Below are 25728 nucleotides of genomic sequence, written 5' to 3' on the forward strand. Positions count from 1 at the left end.
GAGGCGGCGCGGTGTTTCAGGGGCTGCGCGTTATCGTTCTTCGCGGGCAAGCCCGCTCCCACAAGGCAGTCCGCACAAACTCCCGTCCACACAGGCCTGCACTCGCAGCGCCCCGGGGGTGTTTATCGCGCTGGCGGCAGCAGGAAGCGCGCAATCACCGGCAGGTGGTCGGAGATCTTCAGGGTGTCGTCCTGGCGGACCTGCGCCTCGACCCGCCTCATCTTGGCGCTGTAGAAGAAGTAGTCCAGGGTGCGGTCCGGGCCACTGACCCCGGGATCGTTGGGGTAATGGGTCAGCCATTGCTCGCGGTCGATGCCGCTGGCTTCGCTGTTGCTCGGGATCATCGGGTACTTGTCCCACAGGACATGCAGCTCGCTGTCCGCCGAGTAGCCGCCGCGCAGCCTTGGTGGCAGGCGCAGGTACTGGCCCAGGGGTAGCAGGTTGAAATCGCCACCGATCAGCCATGGCGTGCCCTGGCCTTCGAGTTTATCCAGCAGGCGGGTGGTCGCCTGCACCTGGCGCAACTGGGTGTCGTTTTGGGCAAAGGGCGCCAGCTGGGTGTTGATCACCGCCAGTTGCCCGCCATCGCTCAGCGGCAGGTAATTGAGCAGCAGTGCCTGGCGGTGCTGGAACTGGCGCTGGATCAGGTTGGCCGGGGCCAGGGGCAGTTGCAGGCGCTCGGCATGCTCGATCTGGTAGCGGCTCAGGGTCGCCAGCTTGCGCCCGACGCTGCCGAAGATATGCCAGTCGGGCACGAAGTCGGCCTTCCAGTCGAAGGCTTGCGAGCTGCACGGGTACAGGTCGGCGACACGCTCCTGGAGCAGCTTGAGCTGGTCCTGGTAGGCGCTGGCCTTGGCGTTCTCATCGACCTCCTGCAGCAGCACGATATCCGGTTGCTCGTCGCGGATGACCCGCGACACTTCGTCGAGGCTGAAGGCCATGTCTTCGCTGGTCGGGCGCTCGTCCTTGCCGCTGCCGTCGGCCATGTCGTACCAGAACACATAGCGCTTGCCCGCCAGGTACTGGATGTTCCAGGTCATCACCTTGAGGGCCTGGCCGGCGACCAGAACGGGCGCCTGGGCGGTACAACTGACCGGCAGCGTTTCCTTGCTGTCGGGATGCCAGCTCAGGGTGTAGATGAAAAGGCCCAGCAGGCCGGCGACCAGGGCCATGCTCAAGAGCGTGTAACGTAATAGACGGGTCATGGGCTCGGCTTATGACGTTGCAATATGGAGGGAGCATAACCGACCGCCTTGTCACCGCCTAACCCTCTATTGTGAGGGATTGTCCCGTTAGCCCCTGTCAGATTTTTCGCTGATCAGCATGTACAGCCGGAAGAGTACGACGCTGGTGAACAGTTGCAGGAAGCTGTGGGCGCTGTCGATGACCAGTGTCAGCAGCGGATTCTGTGGCTCGGGATAGGCACTGGCGCTCAGGCCCTTGAGCAGCCACAGCGGTCCCATGACACAGAGGATGCAGGTGAAGGTCCGCCAGAAATGCCCGCGGCTGAGGTTGAAACTCTCCTTCATCGCCCGTAGCGGTTCCCGGCCGCGCAATACCAGCTGGTATTCGGCAAAGGCCAGCACCACGGTCAGCCAGATGCCGGGAATGAAGTACAACGACAGCCCGAGCACGATGGCCACGGTATTCACCGCCGACAGCAGCGCCATGCGCGGCCACAGGCGCAGGGACATGGCCAGCAGGTCGCGATTGAGCGGGGTTTCGCCGCGGGTCCGGGCATCGAGAAACAGGATCAGCGCCGCGGTGTACAGCGGGTACACCAGCAGTCCGGCCAGCAGGTCGTAGGCGGGCGAGGCATCGGGGCCGATGGCGTTGTCCAGCAGTTGCTGGAGGACGGCCTCGAAGATCACCAGCGGCAGGCAGAGGCGGGCGATCTGGCCCAGGTTGCGCCGGAAGAAATACAGGGAGTCGCGCAATATGGTGAGCGGGTTCATGGGCTCGCTATCGAAGGTCAAAGCAAAGCGACACTTTAACCGATGAGGCGGGCCGACACTCAAATGTAAACGTTACGTAAGGATCATTGAAACTTCCTGTAACAGCCCCATAACTGATGTACGCCCGGGCCGTATCGGCCAGGGCGACCGATTTCTACCCGGCAATCTGATGAGGTCGCCATGAACAGCGAAGAGCAAACCCTGATCGATGGACTGTTTTCACGGTTGCAACAAGCCGAAAAGGATTCAGCCCCGCGTGACGCCCTGGCCGAGGCGCGGATCAAGGAGCATCTGGCGCGCCAACCGGCTGCGGCGTACTACATGACTCAGTCGATCCTGGTGCAAGAGCACGCGATCAAGAGTCTCGACGAGCAGAACAAGCAACTCCAGGCCCAATTGCAGCAGGCCCAGGCCGACCTGCAACAGGCTCGCGCCCAGAGCGCCGCGCCGGCGCCGAGCAGCGGTGGTTTCCTGTCGAGCATCTTTGGCGGTGGCAGTCGCGATCCGGCACCGGCTCCGGCTCCCGGCAACTCCGGTGGCGGCTGGCGTGAGCCGGCGCGCCCGGCATTCAATGCCCCGCCACAGCAGAACTACAACCCGCAGCCCGCCTACGCCCCGCAACAGGCGGCCCCGGCTGCCCCTATCGGCAGCGGTTTCCTCGGTGGCGCGCTGAAAACCGCGGCCGGCGTTGCCGGTGGCGTGATGCTGGCCGAAGGTATCAGCAGCCTGTTCCATCACAACCAGCAGCAGCCGCAGATCATCGAGGAAATCATCGAGCCGAGCCCGATGAGCAACAACAACGGCGGCGGTTGGGGCGATGACCAGCGCATGGCCAACAACGACTCCTGGGGCAACAACGACCAGGGCGGCTTCCTCGACAGCGACTACAGCGACGACAGTTCCTCTTCTTTCTCTGACGACGATTCCTACGTCTGATCTTCTCCAGTCCGGGGCGCCTTGGCGCTCCGGACTGCGTTTGCATGGCTGATTGTTCGCTGAATCTTGCCTCGGGCTGGCATACTGCGCGTCTACTCGCTTTCGAGTGTCCGTCACCCCCGCCAGTGCGCGTCTGCGCCATGAGGATTCACGGTGAAGAAAATCGCAGTGTTCGCCGACGTTCAGAACCTCTATTACACCGTGCGCCAGGCTTACGGTTGTCACTTCAACTACGCCGCCCTGTGGGCTGATATCAGCCAGCGCGGGCAGATCGTCGAAGCCTATGCCTATGCGATCGACCGTGGCGACAGCAAGCAGCAGCAGTTCCAGCAGATCCTGCGCAACCTGGGTTTCACGGTGAAACTCAAGCCGTACATCCAGCGCAGCGACGGTTCGGCCAAGGGTGACTGGGACGTGGGGATCACCATCGATATCATGGATGCCGCGCCGAACGTCGACGAGGTGGTGCTGGCGTCCGGTGATGGCGATTTCGACCTGCTGCTCGAGCGCATCATCGGCAAGCATGGGGTCGAGGCGGTGGCCTATGGTGTGCCGGGGTTGACTGCCAACTCGCTGATCCGCGCGGCGAGCCGCTACGTGCCCATCGAAGGTGCACTGTTGTTGAAAAACTGATGGACCTGATCGTTCCCACGCTCCGCGTGGTAACGCAGTCCTGGACGCTCCGCGTCCATTTCTGAAGCAACGCGTATTCCCTGTCGCGCCGGGGGAGCGATCAACGGACTATTTGAAAGGGTTGGATTTTGGAACGTATTGCCGTCATCGACTTTGAAACCACCGGGATCTCGCCGAGCAGTGCCTGCCGGGCGACGGAAATCGCCGTGGTCATCCTGGAAGAGGGGCGCATCGTCGACCGTTACCAGAGCCTGATGAATGCCGGAGTGCGGGTGCCGGCCTTTATCGAACAACTGACCGGCATCAGCAACGCCATGTTGCGCACGGCGCCCTCGGCGGAGCGGGTGATGAACGAGGTCAACGAATTCGTCGGCATCACGCCGCTGCTGGCCCACAACGCCGCGTTCGACCAGAAGTTCTGGGACTTCGAGATGGGTCGCATCAAGCGCACGCGCCTGCAGAATTTCGCCTGCTCGCTGTTGCTGGCGCGACGCCTGATGCCGGCGGCGCCGAACCACAAGCTGGGCACCCTGACCGCCTACGCGCGGCTGCCGCATACCGGCCAGGCGCACCGGGCCATGGCCGACGCCGAGATGGCCGCGAACCTGCTGGCGCACCTGGCCGGCGAGCTGCGCGAAAAGCACGGGCTGCGCGAGCTGTCTCACGACCTGCTGTGCAAATTGCAGAAAGCACCGGCGGCGAAGGTGGGGGAGCATTTGAGGCGGTATCGGGGGGCCTGAGGCAAGCCCGCCCGCCACAAGACTGTGCTCTGCTTCAGGCTCCCTGGCTGGCCGGAGCTACCTCTCAAGTAGCGCTTTTGTCCCGCATTTTTTAGGAAATGTCGTACTTCCTGTGGCGATCCGTGCTGTCTTTCCGGGATGAGCTGGCAACGCTAGCCTTTTCCGGTCATCGCCAAATCGGTGACAGGGCGTAGGAACCCTTGCAATTGACTCTTTCGATACTGAGCATCCACCATACTCGCTGGTTTTTTAGCCAGCGTGCCCCTTATGGTGGCCGTGCGCGGGCACGTTGATTCGTGGCCGAGTGTCCGAGAGAGCTCGGTTCCTACCCCGCGTACGGCTGCCACCCAAGTCCGTAGGAAGGCTTTATATGGCAGCTCCTTGAATCTCTCGGAGTATTCCAAAATGGGAAAAGTCATTCTCGAAAGTCTCGCTGAAACCATACAAAACCTTCTTGATAACGGTAGTGCTTATGACGTGTCAGAGCAGCTTGGTCTTGCCGTTAACGTTGCTTTCGAACCGCAAATATTTACTCGTCACCACCGCAAACTCCGCGCCTTGCTCCTGCATGACGAAGCCTGGTTCTGCGCCCGTGATATCGGGCACCTGATGGGCATCGAGTGGCATGAGCGCAAAGCGATCAAGCTTGATTCGGATCAGCGTCGACTGCTGAGCTTGCAGGGGAATGGCGGAGCAGAAGAACACCTGATGCTCAGCGAGTCGGGTGTCTACGCCATGCTGGTCTATCACTACCTGCCGGAGAACCGGCATCTGCGCCAGTGGCTGACGCACCAGGTATTACCCATGCTGCGCGACCAGCCACAACTGGCCCTGACCCAGGCCCCGAGCCTGGGCTTGCTGGAATGGAACGGTGGTGCGCTGAGCCTGCTGCATTGGCGCAAGGAGCCCTGGATCCGCCTGCGTGATATGCCGCAGGTGGTGCCCGTCAGCGGTTGTGGCAGTGTCTGGTAAGTGATTGGCTGATCGTTCCCATGCAGAGCGTGGGAGCGATCTTCGGTGACCTGTTCAGAATGTTTCTTCAGGCGACCGACGGCCAAGTTGTTGCGTTGCTTGGTAGCGAAAATAAGACCAAAATAAAGACCTATTCAGGAGTCTTTATTATGCAAAGTGTTTTGAGCAACAGGGTCGTGAGCGTCTCCGAGCTCAAGAAAAACCCCTCTGCCGTATTGAGTGAAGCAGGAGGCGAACCCGTGGCGGTACTGAACCATAATCGCGTAATGGGCTATATGGTGCCTGCTGACGTATTCGAGATGATGATGGAGCGTCTGGACGATCTGGAACTCGCGCAGTTGGCCAGAGAACGCATCGAAGCCAATGAACCCCCTGTACGTGTTTCTCTGGACGACTTGATTGCCGAAGCCCAGGCCGATATCGAACATGGGCGCTGAATACAGTATTGAATGGGACCCAAAGGCCCTGAAGGAACTGCGCAATCTCGATGCGGTTCTTCGAGTGCAATTGCTACGCAAGCTTGAAGAGCGTCGACATGCGCCGCGTGTTTCAGGTGATGCGCTTCACGGTCTCAAGGATTGCTACAAGATCAAGCTGCGCGGGTCAGGATATCGACTCGTCTATCGTGTCGAGGACGAGCGAATTGTTGTTGTCGTGCTGGCGATAGGCAAGCGAGAGCGTAGCGCCGTGTATGAACAGGCCAGGAAGCGTACCTGACTTTTACGATATTGCTTCATCTGCGCGTCTTGTGACGCAGAGCGTCACGGGCTGCATGCCCACGCAGAGCGTGGGAACGATCAACTTGTGCTTGTCCCCGGCCCGTGCACGACGCGGTCCTGTAGGAGCAAGCTTGCTCGCGAGGGGGTGCGAAGCGCCCCCAAAACCGGCAAACACGCACGTTCAGACGCAATGCAGGCTCTTCACCTTGCCATTCGTGTCCAGATGCCCCAACGGCACCCGTGGCTCGACGGCGCTCGACAGCACGATCGAGGTCTTGCTGAAACCGAACTGGGCAATCCGGTTGATCAATTCTTCCAGCTCTCCCATCGAGCCCACCGCCGCCTGCATGATCACGCAGGGATCGCCGGTCACCCGATGGCATTCGGTGATCTGCGGGATCTGCGCCAGGTCGTCATAGACCTGTTGCCTGCCGTGCTGGTTGAGCCGCAACTCGATCACGCACTGGATCGGCAGGCCGATCTTGGCCATGTCCACCTTGGCCTGGTAGCCGGTGATCACACCGCTGCTCTCCAGCTTGGCCACCCGCTCGGCCACCGCCGGGGCGGAAAGGTTGACCTTGCGCGCCAGTTCGGCGAAGGAGGCGCGGCCGTTTTCCAGCAGGGCACCGAGGATCAAACGGTCGTACTTGTCCATCTACAAGACCTCTGGATCGCGAGCTTTCGAAAGCACGGTTTATACCCGTGATATCCATGTTTTAGAAAGTGTACCGGCCTGATAACGCGGTTTTGTAACTTATTATTTGTCGATGGCCTTTCTAGAATAACGCTCCCTTGTCCTGCCCTGAGCCGTCCATGCCTGCCCCACGCCGTTTTCCGTTACCGCTGATCGGTGCCTTCTTCGCGTTGTATTTCATCTGGGGTTCGACCTACCTGGGCATTCGTATCGGCGTGGAGTCCTGGCCGCCGCTGATGATGGGCGGCATTCGCTTCGTGATCGCCGGCAGTCTGCTGTACGCCTATCAGCGCTGGCGCGGCGTGCCGGCGCCGACCTGGCGGCAATGGAAAGCCGCGGGTGCCATCGGCGTGCTGCTGCTCAGTTTTGGCAACGGCGCGGTGACCCTGGCCGAACACACAGGCGTGGCTTCCGGTGTCGCCGCGCTGACGGTGGCCACGGTGCCGCTGTTCACCCTGCTCTGCGGCTATTTCTGGGGCGCGCGCAATACCGGCCTGGAATGGGCGGGGATTGTGCTGGGCCTGATCGGCATCGCCCTGCTGAACATGGGCTCCAACCTGCAAAGCAGTCCGTTTGGCGCTGTCCTGTTGTTGCTGGCCGCGGCGACCTGGGCCTTCGGTTCGGTGTGGAGCAAGCATCTGCCGCTGCCCCCCGGCGGCATGGCCAGTGCGGCGGAAATGCTGGTGGGTGGCGTGGTCCTGCTGCTGGCCAGCTTGGTCAGGGGCGAGCGCATGACCCAGATGCCCTCGACCGAAGGCTGGCTCGCGCTGCTCTACCTGATCGTCTTCGGCTCCATCATCGCCTTCAACGCCTACATGTACCTGTTGAAGCATGTGCGCCCGGCGGCGGCCACCAGCTATGCCTACGTCAACCCGGCCGTGGCGGTGTTGCTGGGCATCCTGTTCGCCGACGAACACATCGGCTGGCACGAGTGCATCGCCATGGGCGTGATCATCAGCGCCGTGGTGCTGATCGGTTTGCCGCAGTGGCGCAAGCCGAAAGAGGCCTGACAGGGTAAACTGCCGCGCATTGCTTCACTGCGCTGACACTTTCCCTATGGTACCTGCATGACATTCGCTACTCTCGGCCTGATCGAACCCCTGACCCGGGCCCTGGACACCCTCGGCTACAAGACGCCGACGCCGGTCCAGGCCCAGGCCATTCCCGCCGTGCTGGCCGGCCGCGACCTGATGGCCGCGGCCCAGACCGGCACCGGCAAGACCGCCGGTTTCGCCCTGCCGCTGTTGCAGTTGCTGACCATGGAAGGACCGAAGGTCGCCGCCAACTCGGTCCGCTCGCTGATCCTGGTCCCGACCCGCGAACTGGCCGAGCAGGTGCATGAAAGCGTGCGCCAGTACGCCGAGCACCTGCCGCTGAGTACCTATGCGGTGTATGGCGGGGTCAGCATCAACCCGCAGATGATGAAGCTGCGCAAGGGCGTCGACCTGCTGGTGGCCACGCCGGGGCGCCTGCTCGACCTGTTCCGCCAGAACGCGCTCAAGTTCAACCAGTTGCAGACCCTGGTGCTCGACGAAGCCGACCGTATGCTCGACCTCGGTTTCCAGGAAGAGCTGGGCAATATCTACAAGGCCCTGCCGAAAAAACGCCAGACCCTGTTGTTCTCCGCGACGTTCTCCGATGCGATCCGCCTGCTGGCCGGGCAGATGCTCAACGATCCGCTGAGTATCGAAGTCAGCCCCCGCAACGTGGCGGCCAACACCGTCAAGCAGTGGGTGGTGACGGTCGACAAGAAGCGCAAGCCGGAACTCTTCGTGCACCTGTTGCGCAAGCACAAGTGGAAGCAGGTGCTGGTGTTCGCCAAGACCCGCAACGGTGTCGACCAGTTGGTGGAAAAACTCCAGGGCCTGAGTGTGAACGCCGACGGTATCCATGGCGACAAGCCCCAGGCAACCCGTCAACGGGCGCTGGACCGCTTCAAGGCCAGCGAGATCCAGATCCTCGTGGCCACCGATGTCGCGGCCCGTGGCCTGGATATCGAAGACCTGCCGCTGGTGGTCAACTTCGATCTGCCGATCGTCGCCGAGGACTACATTCACCGTATCGGTCGTACCGGCCGGGCCGGTGCCACCGGTGAGGCGATTTCCCTGGTGTGTGCCGATGAGGTGAACCTGCTGTCGGCCATCGAGACCCTGACGCGCCAGACGCTGAGCCGCCGTGAAGAACAGGATTTCGAGCCTGAGCACCGTGTGCCGGAAACCGATGCGTCCGGGCAGGTGGTCAAGAAGCCGAAGAAACCGAAAAAGCCCAAGGCTGCCGGTGGTGGTGGCAAGCGCAACCTGGGCAAGTGGGTGGACAGCGGCGAGAAACCGGAAGACGTGGCGCCACCGGTCAAGCCGGTGCGCAAGGTGCCGGTATTCAACACCGGGCCGCGTAAACGCAAGCCTTGAGGCGAGCCCCCTTGTGGGAGCCGGCTTGCCGGCGATTGTGATCTGAAGGTTGATCGTTCCCACGCTCCGCGTGGGAATGCCTCCCCGGACGCTCTGCGTCCGCTGCGAATCTGTGACGCGGAGCGTCACGAGCTGCATTCCCACGTGGAGCATGGGAACGATCGGTGAATGGCCGCTACTTCAGGCCTGCCGCCGCAACCACTCCAGCATCCCTTTCCCCGCCACCCGTCCGCTGGCAAAGCAGGCGGTCAGCAGGTAGCCGCCGGTCGGCGCTTCCCAATCCAGCATCTCGCCGGCACAGAACACGCCCGGCAACGCCTTGAGCATCAACTGTTCGTCCATGGCTTCGAAAGGAACGCCGCCGGCGCTGCTGATGGCTTCATCCAGCGGGCGGGTGGCGACCAGTTTCAGCGGCAGGGCCTTGATCGCAGCGGCCAGTCGAGCGGCGTCGGCGAAGCAGGCGGCATCCGTCAGCTCACGCAGCAACGCCGCCTTGACCCCGTCGATGCCGACCTGGCTGTGCAGGTGCTTGGCCATGGAGCGTGAACCCCGCGGTTTCGACAGGGCGGCCTGGATCTGTCCCTGGGTCTTGCCCGGCAGCAGGTCGATTTCGATGATCGCCGAGCCGCTCTGGTTGATCTGCTCGCGAATCGGCGCGGACAAGGCGTAGATCAGGCTGCCCTCGATGCCGCTGGCGGTGATCACGCATTCGCCCAGGCGTGGCACGCTATGTTGCAGGCCGATGGCGACGTTTTTCAGCGGGGCTCCGGCAAATTTGTCGCGCAGCAGCTCGCTCCAGGCCTCGACTTCAAATCCACAATTGCTCGGCTGCAGCGGGGCGACGGACACGCCTTGTTGTGCCAGCAACGGCAACCAGGCGCCATCGGAGCCCAGGCGCGCCCAACTGCCACCGCCCAGGGCCAGCAGGGTGGCGTCGGCCTGGACCATGGTTTCACCGTCCGGGCTGTGGATAACCAGCTTGCCATCCTGCCAGCCCGTCCAGCGATGGCGGGTGTGGATAACTACCCCGGCATCGCGCAGGCGCTTGAGCCAGGCGCGCAGCAGCGGGGCGGCCTTCATGTCGCTGGGAAAGACCCGGCCGGAACTGCCGACAAACGTAGTTATCCCCAGGCCGTGAATCCACTCGCACAGCTCGTCGGCGCCAAAGGCCCGCAGCATCGGGGCGATCTGCGGGGCGCGCTCGGCATACCGCGAGAGAAACGCCGGGTAGGGCTCGGAATGAGTGATGTTCATGCCGCCGACGCCGGCCAGCAGGAACTTGCGTCCCACCGACGGCATGCCGTCGTAGAGGTCGACCCGGACGCCCGCCTGGCTCAGGACTTCAGCGGCCATCAGGCCGGCGGGGCCGCCACCGATAATGGCGACGCGGGGAGAGGGGGAGGAGGCTGTACGGGTCATGGCGGGCTGCGAAGTGGCGTGATAGGCGGGCATTCTACGTTTTCTTGTGGGAGTGGGCTTGCCCACGAAGAGCGAAAGCGCGGTTGATCGCTACCATGCGTGGTAAGAATCAACACCGTGTCGTGTCATTCGCGGGCAAGCCCGCTCCCACAAAGCCCACTCCCACAGGGGAGCTGCCGGGCTCATCAGGAGGGCTGTACGAAAAACATACAGCCATCTGTAGCCCTTTCTTTATGCGGTCTGTAGCGCATTTCACTCAGGTTATCCACAGGCGGTTCCACAGGCATTGTGGGTAAGCGAGCAGGCTTCAGTGACAACCTGATGACGTCCAGACCCGCTGCGCACTGTGGTGCAGGATGCCGTGGCGCCGCGCCAGGGCCTGGCGGTCCTTGCTGTAGCCGCCGCCGATCACGCCGACCACCGGGATATCCCGGCCCAGGCAATGGCGCAGGACCCGTTCATCGCGGGCCGCCACCCCTTCGTCGGTCAGTTTCAGGTAGCCCAGGGCATCGTCCTTGTGCACATCCACTCCGGCGTCGTACAGCACCAGGTCCGGCTGGTAGAGCGGCAGCAGGTAATTCAGGGCGTCATCCACCACCTTGAGGTAGTCGGCATCGCCCATGCCCATGGGCAGGGGAATGTCCCAATCGCTGCGGGCCTTGCGCGCCGGGAAGTTTTTCTCGCAATGCAGGGAAACCGTGATGGCTTCGGGAGTGTCTTCAAGGATACGGGCAGTGCCGTCGCCCTGGTGCACGTCGCAATCGAAGATCAGCACCCTTTCGACACGCCCACTGGCCAGCAGGTAGTGGCTGATCACTGCCAGGTCGTTGAAGATGCAGAAGCCCGCCGGGTGATCGTAGTGGGCGTGGTGGGTGCCGCCGGCCAGGTGGCAGGCCAGGCCATGTTCCAGGGCCTGTTCGGCGGCCAGCAGCGAACCGCCGACCGCGCGCACGGTACGCCGGGCCAGGGCTTCGTTCCAGGGCAGGCCGAGGCGGCGCTGGTCCTCGCGGGACAGCTCGCCGGCCATGTAGCGCTCGATATAGCCGCGGTCATGGGCCAGGGCGAGGATATCCACGGGACAGATCTGCGGGCGCAGCAGCTCCGGGTCGCGGGTCAGGCCGCTGTCCACCAGGTGATCGCGCAGCAGGCGGAACTTGTCCATGGGGAAACGATGCTCCGGCGGAAACTCCGGGCTGTAGTCATCGTGGTAGATCAAAGGCAACGGCATGGCGAATTCATGTAGGAATGAGTGAAGGATCTTATCAGCGCGATACACTTGCGAGCAGGGAAACAGCTTTACAAGGAATCCTGAGGGGGATTGATGGAGCCGATACTGGAACTCGAGAGCGCACGCCTGTTGCTGCGTCAGTGGCGCGATGACGACCTGCCGGAATTTGCCCGGATGTGCGCCGATCCTCAAGTGATGCGCTATTTCCCGGTCGCGCTGAGTCGCCTGGAGAGTGCCGCGCTGATCGGTCGGATCCGCGGGCATTTCGCCGAACATGGTTTTGGCCTGTGGGCCCTGGAGCGCAAGGACAATGGCGCCTTTATCGGCCTGACCGGACTGGCCCATGTCAACTTCGACGCGGCCTTCACCCCGGCGGTGGAAATGGGCTGGCGCCTGGCGCGCGAGCACTGGGGGCTGGGCTATGCCAGCGAGGCCGCGTGGACTTCCCTGCGCTGCGGTTTCGATCGCCTGGCGCTGGAAGAAGTAGTGGCCTTCACCACCGAGACCAACACCCCTTCGCAGAAGGTCATGCAGGCCATCGGCATGCACCATGACCCCCTGGGTGACTTCGAACACCCCAGGCTGGCCGCCGATCATCCCTTGCGCAAGCACGTGCTGTACCGCATCAGCCGCGACCAGTGGCTGGAAACCCTGCACGGATAACCCCGGGGTTGGCCGATCCGCTGCACCGCCGCTGATGGCAAACGCGGTATCATTCAAGGCCTGTGGCGAGTTGTTCAAGGCTCGGCCATTACAAGCACGGATGGCTTGATATCGTCTTTAAGTGAACTGTATTGCCCTGTGTGAGGAGCGTTTGAATGAGCCAAGTGCTGGAAGACCTGGTCGACTTGCTGACCCTGGAACCCATCGAGGAAAACCTCTTTCGCGGGCGCAGCCAGGACCTGGGGTTTCGCCAGCTGTTTGGCGGCCAGGTGCTGGGCCAGTCGCTGTCGGCGGCGAGCCAGACCGTCGAGGAAGCGCGCCATGTGCATTCGCTGCACGGCTATTTCCTGCGTCCCGGGGATGCCGGCCTGCCGGTGGTGTATTCGGTTGACCGCGTACGCGATGGCGGCAGCTTCAGTACCCGGCGGGTGACGGCGATCCAGAAGGGCCACCCGATCTTTACCTGCAGTGCCTCGTTCCAGTACGACGAAGAGGGTTTCGAGCACCAGAGCAGCATGCCGCAGGTGGTGGGGCCGGAGAACCTGCCGTCGGAGCTGGAAATCACCCAGCAACGTGCCCACCTGATCCCCGAGCACATGCGTGACAAGCTGCTGTGCCCGAAGCCGATCGAAGTGCGCCCGGTGACCGAGAAGGACCCCTACAACCCGCAGCCGTCGGACCCGGTCAAGTACGTCTGGTTCCGCGCCGACGGTGCCCTGGCCGACTCGCCGGCGCTGCACAAGTACCTGCTCGCCTATGCGTCGGACTTCGGCCTGCTGACCACCTCGCTGCTGCCCCATGGCAAGTCGGTGTGGCAGAAGGATATGCAGGTCGCCAGTCTCGACCATGCCCTGTGGTTCCACGCCGACCTGCGCGCCGACGACTGGCTGCTGTATGCGATGGACAGTCCCTGGGCCGGCAATTCCCGTGGTTTCTCCCGCGGCAGTGTGTACAACCGCGCCGGTGTGCTGGTGGCGTCGGTGACCCAGGAAGGTCTGATCCGGCATCGCAAGGATTGGTCATGAGTCTGTCCGAGGTTCGTCACTGGGTGTTCGACATGGATGGCACCCTGACCGTTGCCGTGCATGATTTCGCCGCCATTCGCGTGGCCCTGTCGATTCCTCCGGAAGACGACATCCTGACCCACCTGGCAGCGCTGCCGGCCGATGAGGCGGCGGCCAAGCATGCCTGGTTGCTGGAGCATGAGCGGGATCTGGCCCTGGGCTCGCAAGCGGCGGTCGGTGCGGTGGAGCTGGTACGCGAGCTGGCCGGACGGGGCTATCGCCTGGGGATCCTGACGCGCAATGCCCGCGAACTGGCCCATGTGACGCTGCAGGCCATCGGTCTGGCCGACTGCTTTGCCGAAGCCGATGTGCTGGGCCGCGATGACGCACCGCCCAAGCCGCATCCGGGTGGTTTGCTGAAACTGGCCGAGGCCTGGGACGTCGCGCCGGCCGAGATGGTGATGGTCGGCGATTACCGCTTCGACCTGGACTGCGGACGGGCGGCGGGGGCACGGACGGTGTTGGTCAACCTGCCGGATAACCCGTGGCCGGAGCTCACGGACTGGCATGCCGAGGATTGTGTGGCGTTGCGGGAGATGCTGTCGGCTTGAGGGCCGCATCGCTGGCAAGCCAGCTCCCACATAGGATCGCATTGTGGCGCCTTGCGCGATCCACCGTGGGAGCTGGCTTGTCGGGGCGCCGCATCGCGGCGAAGGGGCCGGTCCAGGCAGCACATCCCCCGCCCTTTAACGCTGGAACAACGCCTTCTGCCCCTGTGGCGAAGTGAACATGCCGTCGCCGTTATGCCCGACCCCGGGCACCTCGACCAGAGTCTGCGCCAGCCCTTGCGGGTGACGTTGCTGCAGGTAGGCGAAATAGTTGTGTCCGCGAATCAGCCGATACGGGCCCTGGGCTTCCGCTCCGCAGCTCTTGTCCAGCGCCGGATGGTTCGGGTCGGTGTCCTGCTGGCCCAACAGGTAGGTGATAGAGCGTTGCACATAAGCCTGTTCCAGCTGCGCCGGCGATTGTCCCATGGCGTAGCTCGGCAGGTTCTGCAGGCCGTACTTCCAGTCGTTGAAGCCCGGGCAGGACGATGGATTGAATCCCGCCACCGGTCGCTGGGCACTGAACCAGGCATAGGACGACGGGTTGGCGATCACATACCGCAGCTTGATGCCGCTCCCGGCCAGTTGCGCGTCGCCGTGTCCCACCAGCGCATAACGCTGCACCACCTGGCCGCCGCCGGAGTGCCCGGCAATCACGACTTCACGCAGGGCCGGAAACTTTTTCCGATTGCCCAGGCGTTGCAGGACTTCATCCAGCGCGGCATAGGAACTCATTGGCGAAGGGCCGGTGGACGCCTCGCCGGCCATCCAGTCATTGCCCTGCCAGCGCAGCAGGTTGTCCGGCAGGTGATTGCGTCGTACATCGCTTTCGTTGAGGAACTGCGGCGCGATGATCAGCGTGTTGCTGTCCTGGCCGGCCTGGCTCGCGGCGGTCTCGGCGCTGTTGAGGTAGGTCATGGCATTGCGCAGCCGCCCGTGGACGATGATCAGCACCCGCTGCACATCGGGCATCGGCCCTTGCCAGTCGCGATTGAGGCCGACGCTCAACTCGCCGGCCGACAGCTTCAGATGATTGGGGCTGACTTCCTTGACCCCGTGTTCAGCGGCCTGGACCTGGCCACCGATGACGCACATACCCCACAACAATGATCCCAGCAGTGTTTTGTTCATTCACAGACTCTTGGCGGCGAAGGTATCGCATTGGTTGAGTTGCCCCTGGGCGAAGCCGGTCTTGAACCAGCGCACCCGTTGAGCAGAGGTGCCGTGAGTGAAGGAGTCCGGCACCACGCGTCCCTGACCCTGCTGCTGGAGGCGATCATCACCGATTGCGTTGGCGGCATTCAAGGCTTCTTCGATATCGCCGGGCTCGAGCCAGTTCAGGCGTTTCTGCGCATGCCAGGCCCAGACCCCAGCCAGGCAGTCGGCCTGCAATTCCTGGCGTACCAGCAGGCCGCCGTCACCTTCCATCTTGCGCCCCTGCTGGCGGGCGGCCTGCATCTTGGCGGAGACTCCGAGCAGGGTCTGCACGTGATGGCCGACTTCATGGGCGATCACGTAGGCCTGGGCAAAGTCCCCGGCGGCCTTGAAGCGCTGGGACATCTCGCGGAAGAAGTCCAGGTCGAGGTAGACCCGCTGGTCCGCCGGGCAATAGAACGGCCCGGTGGCCGAGGAGGCCAGGCCACAGGCGGAACTGACCTGGCCGCGGAACAGCACCAGGGTCGGCTCCTTGTATTGACGTCCGGCCTGCTGGAAGATCTGGCCCCAGGTGTCTTCGGTATCGCCGAGAATGGCCCGGACAAAATCCGCCTGCTCATCGTTGGCCGGCGGTGACTGCCGGGTTTGCGGGCTGACGGGCGCCGATTGCTGCTGGGTCAGTTGTCCGCTGAGTTGTCCGAGAATCTGCATCGGGTCCTGGCCCGTGAGCAAGCCGATGCCGACAATCAGCACCACGGCTGTCAGGCTCAAGCCCTTGCCGCCGCCGAAACGCAGTCCGCCACCTCCAGCATTGTTGTCATCACGAGCATCCACCACGTTGTCGCTGCGCCTTCCTTTTTTCCAAAGCATGTGGGAATCCTCTGTTTGTTGTGCAGATGAGTGTTGCTGCTGGGTGGGATAGCCGCCAGTCCGGTCGTCAGGCCATGCAGATAGAGGTCAGCCAGGGGATTTGGTTCAGAAGCCGCCGCTGACGGCTAATATCGGACACAATTGTGTCTGTCCTGACCTGCATGTCCCGACCGCAGCGGAGCCGCCCCCCTCGTGAATATCGACACCCGTATCAAATTCCGCCACCTCGTGTGTTTTCTCGAAATGGCCCGCCAGGGCAGCCTGGCGCGGGCGGCGGATGTCCTGGCGGTGAGCCAGCCGGCGATGTCGAAGACCCTCAAGGAACTCGAGACGCTGCTGGAGACCAGCCTGTTCGTGCGCAGCAAAAGCGGTATCAGCCTGACCGAGGCCGGGGTGGCCTTCCTGCGTTACGCCGGGCCTTCGGTGCAGACCCTGCGCGAAGGCGTGCAGGCCCTGCGCGAGGGCGAGTACGCCGCGGGCGTGGTGCGGCTCGGCGTGCTGTCGACGGTGGAAAGCCTGTTGATGCCGGAGGTGGTGCGGCGCCTGCACGAACGGCATCCGGCGCTGGTGGTCAGTGTGGTGACCGGGCCCAGCGCCTACCTGCTCTCGCAATTGCGGGTCGGCGATGTCGACCTGGTGGTCGGTCGCATGACTGACAGCCCGGAGATCCAGGGGTTGACCTTCGAGCACCTGTACAGTGAATCCATGACCCTGGTGGCGCGGCCCGATCATCCGCTGTCGAGCGGTGCGCCGGATCGCGCCAGCGTGGAAAACTTCCCGTTGGTCCTGCCGCTGGCGGGCACCACCATCCGCAAGTTTGCCGATAGCCTGTTCGTGCAGTGCGGCATCCGCCAGTCGCGGCAGCGCCTGGAAACCCTGTCGGTGGCCTTGAGCCGGCGTTACGTGCTGTCCAGCGAGGCGCTGTGGATCGCGCCGCTGGATGCCGTGCGCCTGGACCTGGCGCGTGGCGAGTTGTGCGAGATCGACCTCGGCCAGCGCGAGCCGGGTGGTTCCGTGGGCATTTCGAGCAATGCCAGCCTGCCGCTGTCGCTGGCGGCGCAATGGTCGGTGGAGATGCTGCGGGAAGTGGGGCAGGCGTATCGCGAAGGTCGTTACCCATAACCATTGGGTTATGGTTGAGCCCCGGCTTTTCAATATCCGCCGGTTCCCTGTTGGGGCACGCTGCAAGCGCGTGATTCATTCCTTGTAGCTTGCCGCTGCGTTTCCCCATAAAAACAACAGGAGATCGACATGTCTGAAGCAGACAGCAGTCGTTTTGTCATCCGTGACCGTAATTGGCACCCCAAAGCTCTGACCCCCGATTACAAGACGTCCATTGCCCGTTCCCCGCGCCAGGCGCTGGTGAGCATTCCTCAATCGCTCAGTGAAAGCACCGGTCCGGATTTTTCCCATCTGAAATTCGGTCGTTTCGATAACGACCTGCTGCTCAATTTCAACAATGGCGGCTTGCCCGTGGGCGAGCGCATCATCCTGGCCGGTCGGGTTTGCGATCAATACGGCCAGCCGGTTCCCCACACCCTGGTGGAAATCTGGCAGGCCAATGCCGGCGGGCGTTATCGGCACAAGAACGACCGCTACCTGGCGCCCCTGGACCCGAATTTCGGCGGCGTCGGCCGGGCGCTGACCGACCGTGACGGCTACTACAGCTTCCGCACCGTCAAGCCCGGGCCCTATCCATGGCGCAATGGCCCGAACGACTGGCGTCCGGCGCATATCCATGTATCCATCAGCGGCCCGTCGATTGCCACGCGATTGATCACCCAGCTGTATTTCGAAGGCGATCCGTTGATCCCGATGTGCCCCATCGTCAAGTCGATTGTCAATGCCGACGCGGTGCAGAGCCTGATCGCCCGGCTCGACATGGGCAACGCCAATCCGATGGACTGCCTGGCGTATCGCTTTGACATCGTGCTGCGCGGCCAGCGCAAGACCCACTTCGAAAACTGCTGAGGAGACCGACCATGCCTGTTCAATTGCTCGCCGAAACCCCGTCACAGACCGCCGGTCCCTATGTGCATATCGGCCTGGCGCTGGCGGCTGCCGGCAATCCGCCGCGTCCGGAGGAAATCTGGAATGAAATGGCCAAGCCGGGAGCGCCCGGCGAACATATCCTGTTGCTCGGCAATGTCTATGACGGCAATGGCCACCTGGTGCGCGATTCCTTCCTGGAGTTCTGGCAGGCCGATCACGAGGGTGTCTACGACACGGCCTTCGATTCCGAGAAAACCTTCAACAGCTTCGGCCGCACGGCGACCACCTTCGATGCGGGGGAGTGGACGCTGGCGACCATCAAGCCGGGCGTGGTGAACAATGCTGCCGGCGTGCCGATGGCACCGCATATCAACGTCTCGCTGTTTGCCCGGGGGATCAATATCCACCTGCAGACCCGCCTGTACTTTTCCGACGAGGCCGAGGCCAACGCGAAATGCCCGGTGATCAACCTGATCGAGCAACCGCAGCGTCGGGAGACCCTGATTGCCCAGCGCTGCGAAGTGAACGGCAAGACGGCCTACCGTTTCGATATTCGTATCCAGGGTGAAGGCGAGACGGTGTTTTTCGATTTCTAACGTCGATGGTCGTTCCCACGCTCTGCGTGGGAATGCAGCCCGTGACGCTCTGCGTCACAACAGCGGACGCGGAGCGTCCAGAGAGGCATTCCCACGCGGAGCGTGGGAACGATCAGGGACGGGCTTGCCGGCGAACAGGCCAGCAAGCCTTGCCCAACCTTCGCCACGGCGAGATCAATCGACCAGCTTCGGAATCTTGCGCGGCGCCATGAAGTACATCCAGGTCAACGCCAGGAAATACATCGCCGGGATCAGCGTGAACAGTACCGCGTAGTTGTTGTTCGTGGTGGTCAGGATATAGCCGACCAACTGGGTCATGAACATGCCGCCGATGGCCGCGCACATCCCGCCGAAACCGAACACCGTGCTCATCATGTGCTTGGGGGTGTAGTCCATCACCAGGCTCCAGATGTTCGCGGTCCAGGCCTGGTGCGCGCCGATGGCCAGGGAGATCGCCCCCACGGCGACCCACAGGTGGCTGGAACCGGCGGCCAGTATCACGCCGACGATGCAGCAGGCGAACAGCAGCATCGACAGCAGGCGGGCGCGGATCGGGTTGATCCCGCGACCGATCAGGAACGACGAGAGGATGCCGCCGCCGACGCTGCCGAAGTCGGCGGTCAGGTAGATGATGATCAACGGAATGCCCATCTGCGTCACGCTGATGCCCAGGTTGTACTGCTGGTTGAGGAAGGGTGGCAGCCAGTACAGGTAGAACCAGAACACCGGCGCGGTCAGCGAGTAGGCCAGGGCAAAGGCCCAGGTGCCGCGCATGCGCAGGATCCGCGAGAAGGGCACGGCGGGCTGTTCCGGTTCGACTTCCTTCTGGATATACGCCAGCTCAGCCGGTTTCACCGATGGATGATCTTCCGGGTTGAAATACTTCAGGCCCCAGAACAGCAGCCAGATGCCGCCCAGCGTCGCCATGCACAGGAACGCCGCCTGCCAGCCCCAGACCTGCAGGACCAGGGGCAACAGCATCGGCGTGAACATCGCGCCGACGTTGGTCCCGGCATTGAAGATGCCGGTGGCTACCGCCCGCTCGCCGGCGGGAAACCACAGCCGGGTGGTCTTCACGCAGGCCGGGTAGTTGGCGGCTTCGGTCAGGCCGAGGATGAACCGGCAGATCATGAAACCCACCGCCGAGGTCGCCAGGCCGTGGGCGCCGGTCGCCAGGCTCCACAGCAGCACGGCGAAGAAGAACACGCGCTTCACGCCGATCTTGTCGATCAACCGCCCCTGCAGGACGAAACCGACGGCGTAACCGACCTGGAACCAGAAGTTGATGTTGGCGTAGTCCATCGCCGTCCAGCTCATTTCCTTGGCGAGGATGGGCTGCATGACGCCGAGGGCGGCGCGGTCGATGTAGTTCAGGGTGGTGGCGAAGAACACCAGGGCCAGCATGCCCCAGCGGGTCGTGCCGACGGCCATGGCGCCGCGGATCTTGTCGGCGATACCGCCGCGAGTGCCGCCCTGGGTGGCAGGGGAGCTTTGTGAAGTCGAGAGCATGAGCGATTACCCGTTTCTTGGAATTGTCTGGGTGGGTTTCTGCAGTTTGAAGCAATGCCTTGGCCTGGTTGATGGTGCGCAGTGAGCAAAAAACCGTCAATTCGCCGCGGGCCATTGTGGTCGATAATCGCACACAAAACTAACCAGTTCGTACACTTTGATTGATGTCCGGCTTGCCCTGCCTCAATAATCAATCCGGTTGCCGGAGGGCGATGGGATTCCTCTGTGGGGGCGGGCTTGCCCGCGCAGCTTCCAGCGATCCCAGGGGGCCCTTCGCGGGCAAGCCCGCTCCCACAACTGCCCCGGCGTCTTTTGTCGGGGCTGGAGCGGTATCCAACAAAAACACCACCGCCAGGAGTCTACTTATGCAGCGTTCCATTGCCACCGTTTCCCTGAGCGGCACCTTGCCGGAAAAACTCGAGGCCATTGCCGCCGCCGGGTTCGATGGCGTGGAAATCTTTGAAAACGATCTGCTGTACTACGACGGCAGCCCCCGGGAAATCCGCCAGATGTGCGCGGACCTGGGGATCGCCATCACCCTGTTCCAGCCCTTTCGCGACTTCGAAGGCTGCCGCCGCGACCGCCTGGCGCGCAACCTGGAGCGCGCCGAGCGCAAGTTCGACCTGATGCAGGAACTGGGCACCGACCTGGTGCTGGTGTGCAGCAATGCGTCGGCCGACAGCCTGGGCGAGCGGCAGATCCTGGTCGACGACCTGCGCCTGCTGGCCGAACGCGCCGGCGCCCGTGGGTTGCGTATCGGCTACGAGGCGCTGGCCTGGGGCCGGCACGTCAACACCTACCAGCAGGTCTGGGATATCGTCCGCCAGGCCGACCACCCGAGCCTCGGCGTGCTGCTCGACAGCTTCCATACCCTGGCGCTCAAGGGCGATCCGGACGCCATCGCGCAGATTCCCGGCGACAAGATCTTCTTCGTGCAGATGGCCGACGCGCCGATCCTGGCGATGGATGTCCTGGAATGGAGCCGGCATTTTCGCTGCTTTCCGGGGCAAGGCGAATTCGACCTGCCGGGCTTTCTCGCGCCGATCATCAAGAGTGGTTACACCGGGCCGCTGTCCCTGGAGATCTTCAACGACGGTTTCCGTGCCGTGCCGCCCCGGGCGAATGCCGCCGATGGCCTGCGTTCGCTGTTGTACCTGGAAGAGAAAACCCGCGAGCGCCTGCTCGGGGAGGCTGGACCGAGCGCCACTCTCGACCCTCTGTTCGCGCCGCCGCCGGTCAGCGAAAACGAGGGTATCGAGTTCCTCGAGTTCGCCGTGGACGAAACCCTCGGTGCCCGGCTGACCCAGTGGCTGGAGCGCCTGGGCTTTGTCCACGCCGGTCAGCATCGCTCGAAAAACGTCAGCTTGTTGCGCCAGGGCGATATCAACCTGATCCTCAATGGCGAACCCTATTCCTTCGCCCACAACTTCTTCGAGGCCCATGGCCCGTCCCTGTGCGCCACGGCGATCCGGGTCAACGACAGCGCCAGTGCGCTGTCCCGGGCGATAGCCTACAAGGGCCAGCCTTATCGCGGCCTGGTCGGTCCCAACGAGCTGGAGCTGGCGGCGGTGCGGGCGCCGGATGGCAGCCTGATCTATCTGGTGGACAAGGAGGCTGCCGGGCAGAAACTCTATGCCACCGATTTCAACCTGTTGCCCGTCGCACCGATGCGGGCCGGTCTCAAGCGGATCGATCACATGGCCATGGCGCTGCCCGCGGACAGCCTCGACAGCTGGGTGCTGTTCTACAAGAGCCTGCTGGATTTCGAAGCCGACGACGAGGTGGTGCTGCCGGATCCCTATGGCCTGGTGAAGAGTCGGGCACTGCGCAGTCGCTGCAGTTCGATCCGCCTGCCGCTGAATATTTCCGAGAACCGCAACACGGCGATTTCCCATGCGCTGTCGAGCTATCGTGGTTCCGGCGTGCACCATATCGCCTTTGACTGCGACGATATTTTCGCCGAGGTCAGCCGGGCGAAAGAGGCGGGCGTGGCGTTGCTGGATATCCCCCTCAACTATTACGACGACCTGGCGGCGCGCTTCGATTTCGACGACGAATTCCTCAGCGAACTGGCCTACTACAACGTGCTGTACGACCGCGATGCCCAGGGTGGCGAGCTGTTCCACGTCTATACCGAGCCGTTCGAAGGGCGGTTCTTCTTCGAGATCCTGCAACGCAAGGGCGGTTACGCCGGCTATGGCGCGGCGAATGTCGCGGTGCGCCTGGCGGCGATGGCCAAATCCCGTAGCGGTGCCGTGCGCCAGGCCCGGCTTTAGCGCTCTGGGGCGAGGGAGAGGGGAATTGACCTGTCTCCCCGCTTCCTTCGCTGGGGGACGCAGCCCATAATCGCCAGCATCTGCCGAGAAGGCCGTGAGCCCAGAATGACCATGACTTCAGAACTTCCCGCCGCGCCTGACGTGTCCCTGCCCGCCGCCGTGCCGCGCAAGAGTCGCAAGAACAATCCCGAGAAGACCCGCGAGAACATCCTCCAGGAAGCGATTGTCGAGTTCGTCCAGCAGGGCCTTTCCGGTGCGCGGGTCGATGCGATCGCCGAGCGGACCCACACCTCGAAGCGGATGATCTATTACTACTTCGGCAGCAAGGAACAGCTCTACGTCGAGGTTCTGGAGAAGCTCTACGGCGAGATCCGCAGCACCGAGAGCCGCCTGCACCTGACGGAACTGGAACCGCGTGAAGCGATTCGGCGGATGGTCGAGTTCACCTTCGACCACCATGACCGCAACGTCGATTTCGTACGGATCGTCAGCATCGAGAACATCCACAAGGGGGAGTACGTCAAGCAGTCCCGGGCGATCCGCTCGATGAACGTCACCATCCTCGGCGCGCTGGGCGAGATCCTGCAACGGGGCGCGCAGCAGGGACTGTTCCGCAGCGGCCTGGACCCGCTGGACGTACACCTGCTGGTGAGTTCGTTCTGTTTCTACCGGGTCTCGAACCGCCACACCATCGGCGAGATCTTCCAGATCGACCTGCCGGACGAGCAGATCAAGGCGCGGCATCGGGAGATGATCTGCGAATCGGTGTTGAGGTACCTGCAGGCTTGATCGATTGTCCGGACGGGCGCTGTTCCTGCGGCTACCGCATGCGTGCGGCGCTCGTCGCCTCCTGCGCCATCTGCAACTCTGCCCCTTGCAGCCACCTGCCGTAGTATTCCTTAAGTTCCTGCTCCCAGCCGATCACTTCATCCAGCACCTGCTCGGCCTGTTCTCGGGCAAGCGCGAAGTGCTCATGATGGCTGAGCAGGTTGCGGCGGCTGATCTGGGTTCCTTCACGACCGACAGCCATGGCCAGCGTCTGGGCGGGGCCTTCATCGAGAATGGGCAGCACGTCGTACATCGGCGAGAGACGCCATTGGCCTGCGGTCCAGATAATGGCGTGGTTGCGCGGGTGGTCGTCGCTGTTGCCGACCAGTGCGTTGTAGCACATGCGCTTGAACAGCTCCTGCAGATCTTTGTCGGGAACGCCACGGCGGCGCATCTCATCGGCGACACCCGCATAGCGCCAGTCATGCTGGGTCATCCACTCGGCGTCGAGCAAGGTGAGCGCGCTGAGCATAGGGAGGCGACTGCCGCCCTCGGCCAGCGGTGTCCGATCGAAGCGTTCCACCAAGAGCGTGGACGGGGTTTCGGCGTGCAGGGCCGTGCGGGCGACATTCAGGCCCTTGGAGGCGGCAAAGGTCATGCACGCGTATTCGACAGCCGGCAGGTCGTACTGATCAAAGCGGTCGCGGGGTTTGGCCAGGATCAGCATGCCATGATCCTGCAGGGTACGCTTCGGGCGGGCGCCGCCCAGTGAAGAACGCTGTTGGCGCAGGTTCAGTATCGAGACCGACTCCTGATCCAGTTGGCTGTCATAGACCGCTTCGCATGCCTCGACGAATTTTGCCAGGCCTCTTAATGTCGGCGCGGGCTCAGAGCCGAGACCTGGCGCTGGAGAGGCGGATCGCCCGACCATCAGGTTGCCAATACGGTCGTTGTTCGGTGACTTGAGCAGGAAGTCGAGGGTGGTCAGTTCCTGGCCATAGGCACGGTGAAGCAGACGCTCGCCCCAGCCGTCCGGCATGGCATCGTTGATAAAACCCGGGATGCCGCGATTCTTGGTGATGCCGGTATAGGCTTCGGCGCGCAGCGGATAGTTGATGGGGTCGGGGACCCAGCCATTGCTGGCCACGTAGTCGGGGGCATATAGAAATTCGCCGACCTTGCCCTGGAGCGTCAGTCGACCCAGGGTGACGACTTCACCTGTCTGCGGGTGTTCCATATAGATATAGGCGCGGGACATCAGAAATCCTCCGCCTTGGGTTTGGACAGGCGAACACGTCTCGAGGCCAGGCTCGCATGATTGTCCTCGTCCGTGACGTATCGTGTGATTTGCGAGGTGCCTTCGATCCCCTCCAGTGAACCGAAAATCATCTCGTTGATGCCCAGGCGCCAGAGCACCAGCATAAAGGACCTGAGGTCCACCAACTCCGAGCCATTCTCGATCTTGCGCAGCGTATGCTCGGAGATTCCGAGGCTGGATCTGAAGTCTGACTGGCGCAGGCCCAGATCCAGGCGTCTGGCTTTCACCAGTAGCCCGATTTTACTGAGGGTATCGCTACAGCCGACCGGAAAGAATGCCTTCATAACACTTACCAGAATGAGCCTTACCGTTGATAAGACTCACTGTAGCACGTCTTATGAGAAAGACATTTTATTATAAGGCTCAATTTTGTGAGTCTTATTTAGGATAAAGCTCATCAGAGTGAGTCTTATAGACGCTGAAAGTGCTCCACCATCCGCTGTGCATCCGGTGTCACGCCACTGAACAGTTCGAACGCCTTCACCGCCTGGAACACGGCCATGGTGCCGCCATCGAGCGTGCGGCAACCCAGTGCGCGGGCGTTGCGCAGCAGTTCGGTTTCCAGGGGGAAGTAGACGATCTCCGCGACCCACAGTGCCGCCCGCAGCAGTTCCAGCGGGACTGGCATGCCGGGCAGCTTGACCATGCCCATGGGGGTGGTATTCACCAGGCCGTCGGCACGGGCCATGGCGGCGGCCAGGTCGCTTCCGGCCCTGGCCCGGCTGCCATCGAAATGCTGGTTGAGGTTGTCCGCCAAGCTTCGCGCACGGTCGCTGTCGACATCGAATATCGTCAGTTGCCGTACACCTTCGGCGAGCAGCGCATGAGCCACCGCGGCCCCCGCGCCGCCGGCGCCCATCTGCACCACGTGTTCCACCGCGACGCCCTTGAGCCCGCGCCGAAAGCCTTCGGCGAAGCCCAGGCAGTCGGTGTTGTGGCCCACCCGCTTGCCGTCCTTGAGCACCACGGTATTCACCGCGCCAATCCCTCGTGCCTCGGGGGACAATTCGTCGAGCAACGGAATGATCGCCTGCTTGCAGGGAAAGGTGATGTTCAGGCCGGTGAATGCCATGCGCTCGGCGGCCAGCAGCAGGTCGGGCAGGGCATCGATGCCCAGTTGCAGCTGATCCAGGTCGATCAGCCGATACAGGTAACGCAAGCCCTGGGCATCGCCTTCGTGCTCATGCAGGGCGGGCGTGCGCGAACCCTGGATACCGGCGCCGATCAGTCCGGCCAGGATGCTTGTGCTGTTGTTCGGGTACATCGCG

At 62.9% G+C, this 25728-nt stretch carries 28 protein-coding genes; 16 read left to right on the forward strand and 12 right to left on the reverse strand.

What is annotated here, in order from left to right:
* Positions 1–122 precede the first annotated feature (122 nt).
* Positions 123–1205 carry an endonuclease/exonuclease/phosphatase family protein gene (locus tag HX881_RS08760; RefSeq protein ID WP_042934208.1) on the reverse strand — a complete coding sequence of 361 codons (1083 nt, stop codon included), beginning with the start codon at positions 1203–1205 and terminating at the stop codon, positions 123–125.
* 87 nt (positions 1206–1292) lie between these two features.
* Positions 1293–1955 (reverse strand): YciC family protein, encoded by a 663-nt coding sequence (locus HX881_RS08765; protein ID WP_177083978.1) that lies wholly within the window; start codon positions 1953–1955, stop codon positions 1293–1295.
* A gap of 180 nt (positions 1956–2135) precedes the next feature.
* On the opposite strand from HX881_RS08765, the gene HX881_RS08770 reads away from it, so the two are divergent.
* The 3 genes from HX881_RS08770 (at position 2136) to HX881_RS08780 (ending at position 4264) form a co-directional block, all read left to right on the forward strand.
* Positions 2136–2891 (forward strand): DUF2076 domain-containing protein, encoded by a 756-nt coding sequence (locus HX881_RS08770; protein WP_177083980.1) that lies wholly within the window; start codon positions 2136–2138, stop codon positions 2889–2891.
* Positions 2892–3044: 153 nt separating this feature from the next.
* The gene (locus tag HX881_RS08775; protein WP_017123385.1) at positions 3045–3524 is read left to right on the forward strand and encodes a LabA-like NYN domain-containing protein; all 480 of its coding nucleotides are present in this window, start codon (positions 3045–3047) and stop codon (positions 3522–3524) included.
* A gap of 128 nt (positions 3525–3652) precedes the next feature.
* Positions 3653–4264 carry a 3'-5' exonuclease gene (locus tag HX881_RS08780; RefSeq protein WP_177083982.1) on the forward strand — a complete coding sequence of 204 codons (612 nt, stop codon included), beginning with the start codon at positions 3653–3655 and terminating at the stop codon, positions 4262–4264.
* A gap of 480 nt (positions 4265–4744) precedes the next feature.
* Here the strand turns inward: HX881_RS08780 and HX881_RS32740 are convergent, their stop codons facing one another.
* A complete protein-coding gene (locus HX881_RS32740) occupies positions 4745–4969 on the reverse strand; it encodes a hypothetical protein (protein WP_017123387.1) in 225 nt (74 codons plus the stop codon).
* Between HX881_RS32740 and HX881_RS32745 the strand changes: the two genes are divergently transcribed.
* From HX881_RS32745 to HX881_RS08795, 3 genes are all read left to right on the forward strand, one after another.
* Positions 4874–5236 (forward strand): BRO-N domain-containing protein, encoded by a 363-nt coding sequence (locus HX881_RS32745; RefSeq protein ID WP_244861918.1) that lies wholly within the window; start codon positions 4874–4876, stop codon positions 5234–5236. The genes HX881_RS32740 and HX881_RS32745 overlap by 96 nt on opposite strands.
* Before the next feature lie 149 nt (positions 5237–5385).
* Positions 5386–5673, forward strand: coding sequence for a type II toxin-antitoxin system Phd/YefM family antitoxin (locus HX881_RS08790; RefSeq protein WP_177084557.1), 288 nt, complete (start codon positions 5386–5388; stop codon positions 5671–5673).
* Positions 5663–5953 carry a type II toxin-antitoxin system RelE family toxin gene (locus HX881_RS08795; protein WP_177083986.1) on the forward strand — a complete coding sequence of 97 codons (291 nt, stop codon included), beginning with the start codon at positions 5663–5665 and terminating at the stop codon, positions 5951–5953. Before HX881_RS08790 ends, HX881_RS08795 begins: the two co-directional genes overlap by 11 nt.
* A gap of 183 nt (positions 5954–6136) precedes the next feature.
* Here the strand turns inward: HX881_RS08795 and HX881_RS08800 are convergent, their stop codons facing one another.
* A complete protein-coding gene (locus HX881_RS08800) occupies positions 6137–6610 on the reverse strand; it encodes an Lrp/AsnC family transcriptional regulator (protein WP_177083988.1) in 474 nt (157 codons plus the stop codon).
* Positions 6611–6768: 158 nt separating this feature from the next.
* Here HX881_RS08800 and yedA point away from each other — a divergent pair, with 158 nt between their 5' ends.
* Together yedA and rhlE1 are read left to right on the forward strand one after the other, a co-directional pair.
* Entirely contained in the window at positions 6769–7659 is an 891-nt protein-coding gene (gene yedA / locus HX881_RS08805; RefSeq protein WP_177083990.1) for a drug/metabolite exporter YedA, read from the forward strand.
* Positions 7660–7716: 57 nt separating this feature from the next.
* Positions 7717–9057, forward strand: a complete 1341-nt coding sequence (gene rhlE1, locus HX881_RS08810) for an RNA helicase RhlE1 (RefSeq protein ID WP_177083992.1) — start codon at positions 7717–7719, stop codon at positions 9055–9057.
* A 180-nt stretch (positions 9058–9237) separates the two neighbouring features.
* Here rhlE1 and HX881_RS08815 read toward each other — a convergent pair whose 3' ends face one another.
* A complete protein-coding gene (locus HX881_RS08815) occupies positions 9238–10476 on the reverse strand; it encodes a TIGR03862 family flavoprotein (RefSeq protein ID WP_177083994.1) in 1239 nt (412 codons plus the stop codon).
* Positions 10477–10783: 307 nt separating this feature from the next.
* On the reverse strand, positions 10784–11704 hold the full coding sequence (locus tag HX881_RS08820; protein ID WP_177083996.1) for a histone deacetylase family protein: 921 nt from the start codon (positions 11702–11704) through the stop codon (positions 10784–10786).
* A gap of 93 nt (positions 11705–11797) precedes the next feature.
* Between HX881_RS08820 and HX881_RS08825 the strand changes: the two genes are divergently transcribed.
* The 3 genes from HX881_RS08825 (at position 11798) to HX881_RS08835 (ending at position 13982) form a co-directional block, all read left to right on the forward strand.
* Positions 11798–12367, forward strand: a complete 570-nt coding sequence (locus tag HX881_RS08825) for a GNAT family N-acetyltransferase (protein WP_017123394.1) — start codon at positions 11798–11800, stop codon at positions 12365–12367.
* Positions 12368–12522: 155 nt separating this feature from the next.
* Positions 12523–13392 carry an acyl-CoA thioesterase II gene (gene tesB / locus HX881_RS08830; RefSeq protein ID WP_177083998.1) on the forward strand — a complete coding sequence of 290 codons (870 nt, stop codon included), beginning with the start codon at positions 12523–12525 and terminating at the stop codon, positions 13390–13392.
* Entirely contained in the window at positions 13389–13982 is a 594-nt protein-coding gene (locus tag HX881_RS08835) for an HAD family hydrolase (protein WP_017123396.1), read from the forward strand. Before tesB ends, HX881_RS08835 begins: the two co-directional genes overlap by 4 nt.
* 135 nt (positions 13983–14117) lie before the next feature.
* Here HX881_RS08835 and HX881_RS08840 read toward each other — a convergent pair whose 3' ends face one another.
* A complete protein-coding gene (locus HX881_RS08840; RefSeq protein ID WP_017123397.1) occupies positions 14118–15107 on the reverse strand; it encodes an alpha/beta hydrolase in 990 nt (329 codons plus the stop codon).
* Positions 15108–16001 carry a KPN_02809 family neutral zinc metallopeptidase gene (ypfJ, locus tag HX881_RS08845; protein WP_042934211.1) on the reverse strand — a complete coding sequence of 298 codons (894 nt, stop codon included), beginning with the start codon at positions 15999–16001 and terminating at the stop codon, positions 15108–15110.
* 192 nt (positions 16002–16193) lie between these two features.
* Here ypfJ and pcaQ point away from each other — a divergent pair, with 192 nt between their 5' ends.
* The 3 genes from pcaQ (at position 16194) to pcaG (ending at position 18589) form a co-directional block, all read left to right on the forward strand.
* A complete protein-coding gene (pcaQ, locus tag HX881_RS08850; RefSeq protein ID WP_017123399.1) occupies positions 16194–17123 on the forward strand; it encodes a pca operon transcription factor PcaQ in 930 nt (309 codons plus the stop codon).
* Positions 17124–17252: 129 nt separating this feature from the next.
* Complete coding sequence (gene pcaH, locus HX881_RS08855; RefSeq protein WP_177084000.1) at positions 17253–17972, forward strand: protocatechuate 3,4-dioxygenase subunit beta; 720 nt, start codon at positions 17253–17255, stop codon at positions 17970–17972.
* 11 nt (positions 17973–17983) lie between these two features.
* A complete protein-coding gene (pcaG, locus tag HX881_RS08860) occupies positions 17984–18589 on the forward strand; it encodes a protocatechuate 3,4-dioxygenase subunit alpha (protein WP_177084002.1) in 606 nt (201 codons plus the stop codon).
* 174 nt (positions 18590–18763) lie between these two features.
* Here the strand turns inward: pcaG and HX881_RS08865 are convergent, their stop codons facing one another.
* Complete coding sequence (locus HX881_RS08865; RefSeq protein WP_246356488.1) at positions 18764–20020, reverse strand: MFS transporter; 1257 nt, start codon at positions 20018–20020, stop codon at positions 18764–18766.
* Positions 20021–20463: 443 nt separating this feature from the next.
* Here HX881_RS08865 and quiC point away from each other — a divergent pair, with 443 nt between their 5' ends.
* The gene (quiC, locus tag HX881_RS08870; protein WP_177084006.1) at positions 20464–22374 is read left to right on the forward strand and encodes a 3-dehydroshikimate dehydratase QuiC; all 1911 of its coding nucleotides are present in this window, start codon (positions 20464–20466) and stop codon (positions 22372–22374) included.
* Positions 22375–22479: 105 nt separating this feature from the next.
* The gene (locus tag HX881_RS08875) at positions 22480–23163 is read left to right on the forward strand and encodes a TetR/AcrR family transcriptional regulator (protein ID WP_017123404.1); all 684 of its coding nucleotides are present in this window, start codon (positions 22480–22482) and stop codon (positions 23161–23163) included.
* A 31-nt stretch (positions 23164–23194) separates the two neighbouring features.
* Here HX881_RS08875 and HX881_RS08880 read toward each other — a convergent pair whose 3' ends face one another.
* From HX881_RS08880 to HX881_RS08890, 3 genes are all read right to left on the reverse strand, one after another.
* On the reverse strand, positions 23195–24400 hold the full coding sequence (locus HX881_RS08880) for a type II toxin-antitoxin system HipA family toxin (RefSeq protein WP_017123405.1): 1206 nt from the start codon (positions 24398–24400) through the stop codon (positions 23195–23197).
* Complete coding sequence (locus tag HX881_RS08885) at positions 24400–24744, reverse strand: helix-turn-helix domain-containing protein (protein WP_017123406.1); 345 nt, start codon at positions 24742–24744, stop codon at positions 24400–24402. Before HX881_RS08885 ends, HX881_RS08880 begins: the two co-directional genes overlap by 1 nt.
* A 125-nt stretch (positions 24745–24869) precedes the next feature.
* Complete coding sequence (locus tag HX881_RS08890; protein ID WP_177084008.1) at positions 24870–25724, reverse strand: shikimate dehydrogenase; 855 nt, start codon at positions 25722–25724, stop codon at positions 24870–24872.
* Between the last annotated feature and the right edge of the window lie 4 nt (positions 25725–25728).

It is taken from the genome of Pseudomonas gingeri (assembly GCF_013386115.1).
Classification (GTDB): domain Bacteria; phylum Pseudomonadota; class Gammaproteobacteria; order Pseudomonadales; family Pseudomonadaceae; genus Aquipseudomonas; species Aquipseudomonas gingeri.